Below are 13,063 nucleotides of genomic sequence, written 5' to 3'. Positions count from 1 at the left end.
GTTTCATCACGTACAGACCAATTATCGATCAGAGTAATCGTATAATTTTTATAATCCGTGTGAGCAAGAATATTCTCGACACAATTACGAGTAATATCTACCTGATCTTTAAATGGTACAATAATATCAACAGATGGCTGCTTACGGAAAGTCCAGTCGATACCATAAAGTGTAAGACCGCGGATCGAAGATACTTTGGAAGCAATCTTTCGACGCTTAAGGTGATCTGCTACACATTTTACACCCGCATTAATAGCATACGTCTTCTGACTTACATCTGCAGCAGTAGAATTAGGCGTTTTACGCCAATGGTACAAAACTTCCGGCACATGGAAAATGTCCGACGGCTTGAGAATTTCTGTGGCTCGCAGCACAAAGTCATGATCCTGAGCGCCATCATAATCTGAACTCAGATGCCCAATTTGCCGCATTGTCTTAGTTTCGACCATCGTCAGATGACAGATATAATTGCACCCCAGAAGATAGCGATAGTTAAAATCTGGCTTGAGATTAGGCTCCAGGTAGTAGCCAGCTTGGTCTATTTTATCTTCGTCCGAATAAAGAAGTTTTGCCCCCGTTTCGCACGCAGCCCGAACCATCACTTCAATTGCCACATTGACCAGCATGTCATCGTGATCAAAGAAAGCTACATATTGGCCTTTAGCTGCGTCCATAGCCACGTTCGTGGCCCCCGCAATACCTACATTCTTTTTCAGGACAATACTTTTGACGCGATTATCTCTTTTGACAAATCCATTAATGATGTCCGTCGTCTCACGACTTTTTCCCGCGTCATCAACAAGAATAAGCTCCCAGTTTTCATAGGTCTGATCAAGCACAGACTGAACTGCTGCTTCGAAATCACTGGCAAGCGGACGATAAACTGGGCACAGAATTGACACGAGGGGAGCCTCTATCGGGTGTCCTTTATCGCGCATACGCTGCTCAGCTACCCTCTTCTCCAGAAGCGGATAATACTTGCGCGCCCAACGATCATAATCTCCCAAAGTATATGGGCGTTTCGGCACGAGATCACGCAATTCCTGACGCAATTTTGCCATGCGCCGGTAAAGATCGTCGAGTTCATTGGTTACATCAATAATACGGCTTTCAAAGGCGTCATCGGCGAAAGAAGTGATTATCGGGCATCCTTCAAGCGCTACATTGTCAGGTAGTGCAAGAACTTCGATTTTGTGCTGACCGCTCCCCCTAAGGGATTGTGGTATGGCAAATTCGAACCCACAGTTGGGGTTACAACCCAAGACGCTGGCGACATCGCCACGATATCGATCCGCTCTCGTTTGTCCGATACGTACACCATCCACAATAATGGACAGCACTACACCGCCCTCATCCGCCTTTCCGCGTTGCTCACGGAGCACCCATCCCCGTAAAGCGCCCTGCTTCACTCCGTCCACATAACTTTTATAGGAAGGCTTGAGGTGACCGGCAAAAATAATTGACGTCACCTTTCCATCAGAAGAGAGAGGCAGAACAGAACGGTCCTCAAAGCGTAAGGATAATGTATGCTTCGTACCATCGAAATATTCTGCGGGTAGCTCGAATGAGAAACCAGCTTCAGGAGTAGGCAATGACAATGATGCCTGCACATCCTCGCGGGGCAAAGTGGCCATAACCACCGCAACTTCCTGCCCATCAATGATCACATGAAGCTTTACGGGAGAGAACCGTGGGCTGTTGCACACCGCCCATCCACGCACATAACCATCCTCCACTCCATCAAAATGTCCATGAAATTGAACAGCTGAAGTTTGAGTAAGCGCGGGCTTGGGCATTATAGAGCATCCATTATAATATAAGAAAATATAGAACAGTTATTCAACATTGAGAATAAGTTAAGGCTAGCGCTATTTCTCAATATTGATACATACTCTCTTTTTTACTCATGAAACACGATTGTCAACCAACACGCCCATATTGATTTTCATGAGTTAAAAGTAAGCTAAGCGCTCCAAAACTCTCCTTCCAACCATTCCCCTCAAACCCCAAGAAAATATTTGAAATTTTCAGCCTTTGGAAAAGAAACCCCTTGAAACAAGATAAAAATCAAGAAGGTTTCATGAATCGAAATCCATAACAGCATTGAATTTATTGAAAGAGCCGTTTGAATGGATTGCGTGAGCTGCATCTTAGCTTCGATTACGATCACAACTATTTTGTGCAAACCACCATCAGTCGAGGAATCCCTCAGTCACAGAGCAGGATAATGCTGTCTCTGTGACTGAGGGATTCAATAGCGGGCGAATATCAAGCGTATTCGGCGCGGGTCTCGGCTTCTGCCCAGTCCAGCCACGGCAGCAGCACTTCGATATCGGACGCCTCGACCGTCGCGCCTCCCCAGATGCGCAGACCTGCGGGTGCATCGCGATAGCTGGCGATGTCGTAGGCAACCCCTTCTTTCGCCAGCCGTCCTGCCAGTGACTTTGCGGCTTTAGCCTGAGTTTCTGCGTCCAGCGCAAGAAACCACGGAGCAATAATACGCAGACATATCGCTGTGTTGGAACGCTGCTGCGGATCTTTGCTCAGAAACTCAGCCCAGGATGAGTCTTTTTCCCATGCTTCCACTGCGGCCAGATTGGCTTTGCTGCGGGCTATCAACCCTTGCAGGCCGCCGACTGACTTCGCCCATTTCAGACCGTCGAGCGCGTCTTCAACACACAGCATGGAGGGTGTGTTGATGGTATCGCCGCGAAAGATGCCTTCGATCAGCTTACCTTTGGACGTCAGGCGGAAGACTTTCGGGAGCGCTCGCGGTGCAGGACCGGCTTCAAGGCGCGCAACTGCGCGAGGCGAGAGCGCCAACATGCCGTGAGCTGCCTCGCCTCCCAGCACTTTCTGCCATGACCACGTGACCACATCGAGCTTGTCCCACGGGAGATCCATGGCGAAAGCCGCCGAGGTGGCGTCGCAGATCACCAGCCCTTCCCGTTCGGCAGGAATAGCCGCGCCACTGGGTAACTTAACGCCGGACGTTGTGCCGTTCCATGCCAGCACGACGTCCTTCGACCAGTCAACGGCAGCCAGATCAGGCAGCTCGCCATAATCTGCGGTCAACACGCGCGCATCGAGCTTCAGTTGCGCTGTAATATCGTTCGCCCAGGTAGCCGAGAAGCTTTCGAATGCAAGCACATCGACCGGACGCGTGCCGAGAAGTGACCAGAGCACCATTTCCACTGCGCCGGTATCGGAGCCCGGAACGATTCCCAGACGCCAGCCTTCTGGCATCCCGAGAATTTCAGCCGAACGGTCGATCACCTCTTTCAGGCGCGCCCGTCCTTCCGGGGACCGATGCGAGCGACCAAGCAGAGCGCCTGAAAGAGCATCAAGTGACCAGCCCGGGCGCTTTGCGCAGGGGCCTGAGGAGAAATCTGGGTTTGCGGGACGCGTCAGAGGCTTGCCCGAACGGGAAAACACGGGCGCTGCTGTAACAGTCATGGTTCATCCGGAATGTCTGGTGCGAGAGGGGGGACTCGAACCCCCATGCCTAAAAGGCGGTCGATTTTGAGTCGACTGCGTCTACCATTCCGCCACTCTCGCGACTGTCTGCTCTCTACCAGCATCCGCGGCATCAGGAAAGACGCCTCGTCATTCAGGCTGCATGTTCGTCCAGCAAGGGCACCTTTGAACGTCGAGAAAGCGCCTGACGATAAGCCTCGACCTCGGGCGGATAAATCACACCTTTGATGATCGAGATGCTGTGTAAAGCGGCAAAAAGATGAATGTCATCTGTGGAAAGCACGCCATTCACCGCTTCTGCGGAGCGTATCTGCGGCGCGAGAACCTGCAATGCGGCATTGATGGCGGCGACAAAATCCGAGCCCTCTTCGAGAAAGGCCGCGAACTCGCCCACGGACGGCTCTTTCTTTCGCACGAAATAGGCACGCGCCCCTGTCGTGGCGAACTCGGGGAACGGCGCACAGGCCACACGCGGCAGCATCAGCTTGTAGAGGCTTTTCTCTACCGCCGATATCCATGCCGCAATCGCCGGATCAGGCGTACCGACCAGAACCTTCTCACCGACATTGTCGATGTGAGCGATGATATCCAGACTCTCGCCCATGAAGTGTCCGTCTTCATCCAGAATCGGCAGCATTTTTTTGCCGATCATGCCGATGGGACCAGCCTCATCATCGTTCAGCAGATATTTCACTTCGACCGGAATGTTCTTGAGGCCGAAGATCATGCGGGCCTTCACGCAGAAAGGACAATGTTCATATACGTAAAGCGTTCGGGTCATTTTTACCTTGCCTTAGATGGAAATCTTACGAAGGGGAAACGCCCAGCATCAGGGCAAGATTCTGGATTGCCGCGCCTGACGCCCCTTTACCCAGATTATCCAAACGTGCCGTCAGCACCACATGCCGCCCCTCTTCGTCAGCATGAACACGCAGTTCCATCCCGTCCTGCCCCGCCAGCGTATCGGCAAGCAGCGTATTCTCCGCGCCACACACGGATACAAAGGAGGACGCGACATAATGCTGTTCCAGAATATGACGCACAGACGCGGCCGTGGTTCCTTTGACGAGAAGATCCATGTGAACGGGGATCGAAACGATCATACCCCGTGGAAAATGACCGACTGAAGGAACGAAGATAGGACGCCGCTCAAGAAGCGCATGCATACGGATTTCCGGCAGATGCTTATGCGCAAGATTCAGACCATAGAGCATGAACGGCGGTCCACCTTCGCGTTCATGATCCTCGATCATTGTTCTGCCACCGCCGGTGTAACCACTGACCGCATTGATCGTGACCGGAAAAGACGGCTCCATCACCCCTGCATCGATCAGCGGCCGTAACAGGGCAATCGCCCCTGTGGGATAGCAGCCCGGATTGGAGACTCTGCGGGCTTTCATGATGGCTTCAGGCTGATCAGCGCAGAGTTCGGGGAAACCATACACCCATCCCTGCGCTGTCCGGAATGCCGTGCTCGCATCCAGGATCTTGGGAGCCTGCTCTGATGGAAGCCGGTCGATCATTTCCACCGCTTCCTTCGAAGCCGCGTCCGGCAGGCACAACACGACGACGTCCGCCGCCGCCATAGCCTCGGCACGGGCTTTCGGGTCTTTCCGGCGCGCCGGATCGATGGAATGGATCCGAACCGGAAGGGAGATGAGGCGTTCACGAATCTCGAGCCCCGTCGTTCCCGCTTCTCCATCAATGAAAACAACAGGTTCGGCTACCATCCACGTTTCCCTTCATCGTTCGTGATCGTTCTATAGCCACCGATATAGCTTGGTTACCAGTCCCCTGAAATGAAGGGACTGTCGCGGAATTGTCATGAAAAAAGCGGCTGTGGCTTGCATTGAGACCACTCTTTCGACACACTTTCGAAACGATCAAAAGCATTCAGCATTAAGGATCAGGCAATAATGCAGAAGGCCCCAGCAACCGATCCGGGGATGGACTCCGTCAGCCAGCTCAAAAGTCGTCATGTGACGATGATCGCGTTGGGTGGAGTGATCGGCGCGGGTCTGTTCGTGGGGAGCAGCGCGGCAATCTCCAATTGCGGCCCGTCGGTTCTGCTGACTTATGCCTTCACCGGCCTTCTCGTCATGGGTGTGATGCGAATGCTGGGCGAAATGCTGATCGCCCGTCCGGGACTGGGGTCGTTCATCGATTACATCCGGGAAGGCTGCGGGCCGCGTATCAGTTTCATGTCGGCGTGGCTTTACTGGGCATTCTGGGTCGTCACCGTGGGGAGTGAGGCCATTGCCGGCGCCATTGTGATGGAAAACTGGTTCGCCCTGCCCATATGGCTTGTGGCCACACTTCTGGTGGCTGCGATGGTGTTCATCAACGCCTTGGCGGCCAGTATCTTCGGTGAGTGTGAGTTCTGGCTGTCGCTCATCAAAGTGGCCTGTATCGTCGGCTTCTGCCTCGTCGCCTGTGTGTTCCTGACAGGCGTTCTTGGGGGCCATCCGACGCCGGTTCACAATTTCCTCGGGCATGGCGGATTTATGCCGCACGGGCCAGCCGCGTTGCTGGCCATCCTGCCGACCGTGTTGTTCTCCATGGTGGGAAGTGAAATTGCGACCGTTGCAGCGGCTGAATCCGCCGATGCGAAACAGAGCATCGCCCGTGTGACACGGACAATCGGCACGCGCATCAGCATTTTCTATATCGCGTCGCTGTTCCTCGTTCTCTGCGTCAAGCCATGGGACCAGATCGCACCCGGCCAGTCACCCTTCGTGCTGGCGATGGCCACAATGCATGTTCCCGGTGCGGCTTTCATTGTGCGCATTGTGGTGCTCAGCGCCATCGTCTCATGTCTGAATTCTTCGCTCTATGTGACGACACGCACCCTCAAAGGACTTGCACTGCGCGGTGAAGCTCCCGCTTTTCTCGCTGTCACGGCATCCAACGGCACGCCGCGGAATGCGGTTCTTTTTTCGGGCGCTGTGGGCCTGTTCGTCGCCTTCAGTTCCATTCTCGCACCCGGAACAGTGTTTGCGTTCCTGTTGAGCGCAACGGGTGCCATCATGCTGTTCGCCTACCTGTTTATCGTCACCGCCCATCTGTCCCTGCGGCGGCGCGCGATAACGGAAGGTGCTGAATGGCCCTATATCGGCCTGCCATTCTTCCCTGTGGCGAATTATGCGATCATTGCTGGCATATTGTTTGTGATTGTGGCCATGCTGGCTGATGCGCAGCAACGTCCAACGGTCATTTCCAGCCTCGGCGCTCTGGTCGCGGTAGGGTGTGCGTTTCAATTCGTCAAATTCCGCCAGCAGAAAAAGACGCCTGTCAAAAAACCCTCTTCTCCCTTATCAATGGACGCTTCAGCGAGCATCTCTCGCTAAAACGACCAGAGAAGTGGATAAGAAATGTCGGTTAGCGCAACGTCAGCTTCAACTCCGAAGCCTCTGACCCGCGCTGAACGATGGAAGCAGGGCGCTGCACGGCGAAAGGCTGCGCCCCGAGCGGCCCACGCAGAATGGACGCCCACCCCTGCCCGCTCCATGCCGATCGAACGCCTGATGGCGCAGGGAAAGGAGCGGATCGCCGATCTGCTTCCCGTACGTTATTCCCGCATGAAAGCATCGCCCTTTGCGTTCCTACGGGGTGCTGCGATTGTCATGGCCAACGATCTCGCCAGAACCCCGACAAGTGGCCTGACCGTGCAGGCCTGTGGCGACTGTCATCTGGCCAATTTCGGCAGTTATGCGTCTCCTGAAGGCGTGCCCGTTTTCGATATCAATGATTTTGACGAAACGCTACCAGCCCCATTCGAATGGGATGTGAAACGGCTTGGCACATCTCTGATTCTGGCCGGGCAGCAGGGCGGTCTCTCAGCGAAAGCATCCCGTTTGCTGGCGGAGAACATGACGCTCACCTACGCGAGCCAGATGACGCGCCTTGCGGGGCTTTCTCCGCTGGAAATCTGGGCGGATCGCATCGATTTCGTGCAGGCGATCAACGCGTTCGAGGACCGCAAAGTCCGGCAGCGCCTCAAGACCCGCGTTGAAGAAATGGTGGAGAGTCAGCGCCGTCATTTCGGACTGATCGACAGCAGCGGGACCAAGCTTCGGCTGCATGAACGTCCACCGCTGGTCATGCGGCTTGGCGCACAGGAAACCGACATTCAAAAGGCTTTCGAACGTTACCGGGAAACGCAGCCGCCGGAGCGTGTCGCGCTGCTTAGGCATTATGCACTTGTCGATGTAATCTTTAAAGTGGTTGGGGTCGGCAGTGTTGGCACATTCTGCGCCATCGGGCTTTTTGCCTCGGCCGATGGAGAGCCTCTTCTGCTCCAGATCAAGGAAGCGCAGCAATCGGTGCTCGCACCTTTTGCCGGTGCATCCACCCTTCCCAGCGAAGGCGAGCGTGTGGTTGCCGGCCAGCGCATGATGCAGGCCGTGTTTGATCCATTCCTCGGCTGGACACACAGTGAGAGTCCTTTGCCTGCCAAGCAGAAGCCCTCATCCACCGCCGAGGAACGGCAGTTTTATGTCCGCCGTCTCAAGGACGCCCGACTAGCCGCCATCGGCTCGGACGTCGCTGAAGAAGGACTTTCGGATTATGCCACGCTCTGCGGGCACACTCTCGCTCGGGCACATGCCCGCACGGGGGATGTTGCCGCCATAGCCGGATATATTGGTAAAGGCCGAAGCTTCGCTGACGCCATTGCCTCTTTTTCGGTGCGCTATGCCCGACAGACAGAACTGGACTGGCGTGCTTTCTGCGAAAATCTGTCTGCAAAAAATGTTTTGGCAGCCCCAAAAGATCTTAAGAAATGAAATGAGGATTTTATTATAACGATCTGAATATTCTGTATTTTATTTTCAAAAATACCCACATAGACGATTTGTAATTATAACATTTCGTGAGTTCGCAGGTTGCCGTCTGGCCAAGCAGCATCAATTGAATTACCGTCTTTGACATAATTATGACCAGTTCTCCTCCCAGCACCTCTCCGCCTTCAGGCGGGGTGCCCCACTCTCATCCGGAATGGACCCTCTCCTCGACAGGACAGGAATCCGTATTACGTATCTCGGGGGACTGGACGGTTGATGAGGCTGTGCCTTTCGAACTCCCCTCAAACGCTCTCGACAAGCTTAAACAGGCCGGTTCCACGCTTGGAATTGACGTAGCTCATGTCGAACGATGGGACTCTTCTCTCATCTCCTTTTTGTGGAGCGTTAAACGAACAGCCAACAAAGCAGGCATGACCTTTCACGACGATGATCTGCCGCGTGGCATGCAATGTCTGCTGGCCCTTCTGCCGGAAGCGCCACAAGCACCGACGGAACATAAAACCCCTTTTTTCAATCCCTTCCAGTTGAGTGGAGCTTTTACGATTGCCACGCTGACAGAAGTCGGCGCCGTCACGTCGCTAGGGATCGATACGGCGAAAACAGCTCCCAAGGCTCTCAGCGGTCATGGCGGTATGCGTTGGCGGGATCTGTTCACCAACATATTCGATGCGGGTCCCTCAGCGCTCCTCATCGTCTGTGTCGTAAATTTTCTGGTGGGAGCCATTCTGGCGTTTGTTGGCGCAGTTCAGTTGCAGAAATTCTCCGCCGATATCTATGTCGCCAATCTGGTCGGAATTGCCTGTGTGCGCGAACTCTCTGCCGTCATGACCGCCATCATCATGGCGGGCAGAACGGGTGGTGCCTACGCGGCCCGCATCGCCACCATGCTTGGAAACGAAGAGATCGACGCGTTGCAGGTCTTTGGCATCCCCATTTCGAGCTATATTCTGCTGCCGTCTGTCCTGTCCCTGATGATCATGATGCCGCTGCTTTATCTTTACGGCTGCGTGATGAGCATTCTGGGTGGTTACACGGTATCCGTCGGCATGTTGCCGGACATCACGGGCGCTGGTTATCTTCACCAGACCTTCTACGCAGTGAATCTGACCCAGTTTGAATTTGGTTTCGCGAAATCGCTTGTCTTTGCTGCCATGATCGGGCTGACAGCATGTCGCATCGGTCTGAAAGCCGGACGGAGCGCCGCAGACGTGGGAACATCTGCAACGTCTGCGGTGGTGGTCGGGATTGTAGGCGTAATCGCGCTTGACGCGATATTCGCTGTCATCGCGAATATTCTGAATATCTGACCCATGCAGGATTCCTCCCACATCGCCTCGCCTGAGCACACCGACAAAGCCATTCTCTCGTTGCGTGACATCACCATCGGCTATGGTGAGAAAATCATCCAGAAAAACATCAATATGGATGTAAAACGCGGTTCGATCTTTGCCATCATGGGTGGCTCCGGGTGCGGAAAAAGCACAATCCTGCGCAGCATGATCGGTCTTCTGCCACCGAAAACAGGCACATATCTGGTCGATGGTGACGATTACTGGTCGGGATCGGACACGCACAGAACGACGTTGAACAGACGCTTTGGTGTCCTGTTCCAGAGTGGCGCACTATGGTCCTCAATGACCATTGGCGAAAATGTCGGGCTGCCACTGGAGATGTTCACCCGCCTCAGCAAGCCTGCGATCCGTCATCTGGTGGAACTCAAGCTCGGCCTTGTGGGTCTCTCCCATGCGATTGATCTCTATCCGTCCGAAATATCCGGCGGCATGAAAAAACGGGCCGGACTCGCGCGCGCCATCGCACTCGACCCCGATGTGCTGTTTTTTGACGAACCATCGGCCGGTCTCGATCCCATCACCTCGGCGCGGCTCGACGATCTCATTCTCAGCCTGCGAGACGGATTGGGAGCAACCATTGTGATCGTCAGCCACGAACTGCCGAGTCTGTTTGCCATCGCGGATGATGGGATTTTCCTCGATGCCCAGACCAAGACCCCCATCGCGCATGGCTCTCCGAGAGATCTGCGCGACCATTGCACCGATCCTCTGGTGCATGCCTTCATGAACCGCGACAGTGATGTACCGTCCGCCGAGCCAGCCACGAAAGGCCCGACTACCAATGGCCAGTGAAACAGGAGCCACACGGCAAACCCTTATCGGCCTGTTTGTTACAGGTGGGATTTTACTGGGGATTCTGTCGTTGATATTTTTTGGAAATACGAACCTGTTTTCAAAAAATGTCCGAGCTGTCATCGTGTTCGAGGATTCTGTCGGCGGCCTGTCAATCGGCGCTCCTGTCACTTTTCGCGGTGTCAGGGTCGGGTCCGTCAGCAAGATTTCTCTTCGCTACAACCCTCAGAACAATGTTGCCTACATTCCTGTGGAGGTCAGTCTCGAACCTAGTCAGGTTCACATCATCCACACGGATGATACCTCTTCAAAGCAGCTTGATCTGCACGAAGTGATCGCACGCGGTCTGCGGGCGGAACAGAATCTACAGAGTTTCGTGACAGGCACGCTCAACATCAATCTGGATTTCTTCCCCGGTTCTCCAGCAGAATTGCATCCAATCGTAACCACTCTGCCTGAAATTCCGACACATGCTTCTGCCATGCAGAAATTCAAGGAAACCTTGACGGATCTGCCGCTCAAGCAACTGGCGGTTCATGCGGATGAGGCCGTTGTTTCCATCCACGAAGTCGCCGCAAAGCTGAATGATCGTCTCCCTGCCCTGGCGACAAGCCTTCAGGATACATCGTCGGATGCTCAGCAACTGCTCAAAACGGCAACCCACACGATTACCGACCTTCAGGGCAAGATGAGCATCACCTTGACCGACATCGACCGACTCATGCGGACGAGCAACAGCGAGATGGAAAACCGCGGCGCCGAACTCCATGCCACGCTCGCCAGCGCCACAAAGGCAACTGATCAGGCGCGGAAGGCTCTTGAGAGTGTTCAAAGCATTCTGTCACCCCGTTCTGCTGACAGGGACAATCTCGACTCTGCTCTGCGGGATATTGCTGCCGCAGCCTCGTCTCTCAGAGGCTTTGCGAGTGATGTAGAGCGCAATCCTCAGCTTCTTCTGATGGGACGGCGACAGTAAACCGTTCCCTCAGACGCGTTATTCTTTATGATATGTAAGGTGAATCATGATGGTGGCATATAAGAGGAAAGCAATTATTGCTGCCGGAGTAACGTTCTGCCTTTCACTTGCAGGCTGTTCCAGCGCCCCTTTGCACCTCTACACCCTGCAAGGTCCGGCAACGTCAGGCATGCCCGTCACCGGACCCGTCATGAGCAATGCTCCTGTGATTGAAGTGCGGCGGGTCGCTCTGCCAAACTATCTCGATTCACAGGATATCATGGTCCGTGACGGAAGCGCGTTGCGTCGCAGTCCGAACGGCCGCTGGGCGGAACGGTTGTCCGATGGAATCACTGACATGGTGACAGCACGTATCGGGGCAGCCCGTCCCGATCTGGTTGTCACTGAACAGTCGCTGGCGCGGCCTGCTTCAGCCCGCCTTGTCGTGACGCTCTCCCGTCTCGATATTGCTCAATCCAGCCCATCGGTCATGGAAGCCAGTTGGGCTTTCGTACCAACAAACGAAAGCGAGCCTGAGCATGTTGAGAGGGCAACCTTTACGAGCAATGAAGCGGCAATCAGTGACGAAAAAAATGTGGCCATCATCAACTCTCTGGTCAGCCAGCTTTCCGATCGGATCGCCATTTCACTGCCGCGATGAGGCTTTGTCCGTTATTTTGAACTGAACGGCTTGTGGTCCCATGTCTGCACCGTGGCAGGACCACATACCGGCCCTTCAGTGCCGCCAAACCCATATAATGTCGCCGGAAGCAAAAGGTTACTCCAGGAAACAGTGCTTTCCACGTAACAGGGTTGCTGGGGTGTCTGCGGATTCCAGCCATTGACGGTGATGGTCGATCCCGGGCTCATATAGAGGGAGCCAGCAGGTACACCGGGAAGTGCTTTGAGAACGATCTCCGGCTTGCCGTTCTGTCCGTTTTCAAGATGGCCCGAAAATTCCGTCGGACCATTCAGAATCATCTGCTGACTGTTGTAATCGAAGCTTGTGCCAACGAAATTCAGTTCTTCGGTGGATTCCTCATCAAGCCCTGCCACCGTATTATTGTAGATCGTGCCACCGACAAAAGTGCTTCTTTCACCAGCATCTTTCGTGTTGGGAGGAACATATATCCCAACATTGCCTCCCCCGATCGTCACGTTGAACATGTCAACGCCCCACACACCACTTCCCAGAACAAGACCGTGGTTAAAGCCCCGCAGGGCAACACTTGAAAGCGCGATGGCAGCATTTGTGATATAATCTTTCGGCACATCGTAATTCATCGTGATGCCGTCGATGGCTCTATTTCCGAACAAGGTGACGTTTTCCAGTCGGTTTGTCGTTGCCTTGTCGCTATGTCCAAAACCCTCTTCGGAAACATACAGACAGGTGCCTGTCTTCATTCGGCAATCAAATACGGCATTGCGAATGCTCGCAAATTCAGGATTGATCTTGAGAGTATGCTCAAGAATTTTCTTCTGTCGGTTGAAATCAAGAGCACAGGGGCCTTTGCCAGCGTAACAGGCCTGTAGGGAAGACTGTATGGCCGGGCTCGCATCTTGCGCATAGGCATGTCGAACCGTCAGCAAGAGGGCCAGAGCTAAAGGCAGCCGAGAATATATCATGTAAACAGTCTTTCCTTTAGATATATTTCTTGTGAAAGAATTAGCACGAACAATAAGAT

General features: G+C 54.0%; 11 protein-coding genes and 1 tRNA gene. 6 read left to right on the top strand and 6 right to left on the bottom strand.

The features are described from left to right. From ABF824_RS12785 to argC, 5 genes are all read right to left on the bottom strand, one after another. Positions 1–1,796 (bottom strand): glycosyltransferase (locus ABF824_RS12785; protein WP_415489408.1); only part of this gene is annotated, 1,796 nt, incomplete at its 3' end. A gap of 472 nt (positions 1,797–2,268) precedes the next feature. After that, on the bottom strand, positions 2,269–3,456 hold the full coding sequence (locus ABF824_RS12780; RefSeq protein ID WP_415489407.1) for a phosphoserine transaminase: 1,188 nt from the start codon (positions 3,454–3,456) through the stop codon (positions 2,269–2,271). Between the two features lie 17 nt (positions 3,457–3,473). After that, positions 3,474–3,558: transfer RNA gene (locus tag ABF824_RS12775), tRNA-Leu, on the bottom strand. A 52-nt stretch (positions 3,559–3,610) separates the two neighbouring features. Next, positions 3,611–4,258 carry a glutaredoxin 2 gene (gene grxB / locus ABF824_RS12770; RefSeq protein ID WP_415489406.1) on the bottom strand — a complete coding sequence of 216 codons (648 nt, stop codon included), beginning with the start codon at positions 4,256–4,258 and terminating at the stop codon, positions 3,611–3,613. Between the two features lie 25 nt (positions 4,259–4,283). Then, positions 4,284–5,207: an N-acetyl-gamma-glutamyl-phosphate reductase gene (gene argC / locus ABF824_RS12765; protein WP_415489405.1), complete on the bottom strand. Its 924-nt coding sequence runs from the start codon at positions 5,205–5,207 to the stop codon at positions 4,284–4,286. A 186-nt stretch (positions 5,208–5,393) separates the two neighbouring features. On the opposite strand from argC, the gene ABF824_RS12760 reads away from it, so the two are divergent. The 6 genes from ABF824_RS12760 to ABF824_RS12735 all read left to right on the top strand — a co-directional run bounded on the left by ABF824_RS12760 (position 5,394) and on the right by ABF824_RS12735 (position 12,039). Beyond that, complete coding sequence (locus ABF824_RS12760) at positions 5,394–6,824, top strand: amino acid permease (protein ID WP_415489404.1); 1,431 nt, start codon at positions 5,394–5,396, stop codon at positions 6,822–6,824. A 24-nt stretch (positions 6,825–6,848) separates the two neighbouring features. Next, complete coding sequence (locus ABF824_RS12755; RefSeq protein WP_415489403.1) at positions 6,849–8,261, top strand: DUF2252 domain-containing protein; 1,413 nt, start codon at positions 6,849–6,851, stop codon at positions 8,259–8,261. 149 nt (positions 8,262–8,410) lie between these two features. Beyond that, positions 8,411–9,586: an ABC transporter permease gene (locus ABF824_RS12750; RefSeq protein ID WP_415489402.1), complete on the top strand. Its 1,176-nt coding sequence runs from the start codon at positions 8,411–8,413 to the stop codon at positions 9,584–9,586. 114 nt (positions 9,587–9,700) lie between these two features. Further along, complete coding sequence (locus tag ABF824_RS12745; protein WP_415489409.1) at positions 9,701–10,423, top strand: ABC transporter ATP-binding protein; 723 nt, start codon at positions 9,701–9,703, stop codon at positions 10,421–10,423. 124 nt (positions 10,424–10,547) lie between these two features. Then, on the top strand, positions 10,548–11,399 hold the full coding sequence (locus tag ABF824_RS12740; protein ID WP_415489401.1) for an MlaD family protein: 852 nt from the start codon (positions 10,548–10,550) through the stop codon (positions 11,397–11,399). 46 nt (positions 11,400–11,445) lie between these two features. Then, the gene (locus ABF824_RS12735) at positions 11,446–12,039 is read left to right on the top strand and encodes a membrane integrity-associated transporter subunit PqiC (RefSeq protein ID WP_415489400.1); all 594 of its coding nucleotides are present in this window, start codon (positions 11,446–11,448) and stop codon (positions 12,037–12,039) included. 11 nt (positions 12,040–12,050) lie between these two features. Here the strand turns inward: ABF824_RS12735 and ABF824_RS12730 are convergent, their stop codons facing one another. Further along, positions 12,051–13,004: a hypothetical protein gene (locus ABF824_RS12730; protein WP_415489399.1), complete on the bottom strand. Its 954-nt coding sequence runs from the start codon at positions 13,002–13,004 to the stop codon at positions 12,051–12,053. Between the last annotated feature and the right edge of the window lie 59 nt (positions 13,005–13,063).

Origin of the sequence: Acetobacter sp. (assembly GCF_047721705.1) — a bacterium.
GTDB lineage: Bacteria > Pseudomonadota > Alphaproteobacteria > Acetobacterales > Acetobacteraceae > Acetobacter.
This window is presented reverse-complemented; position numbering and strand designations above follow the sequence as displayed.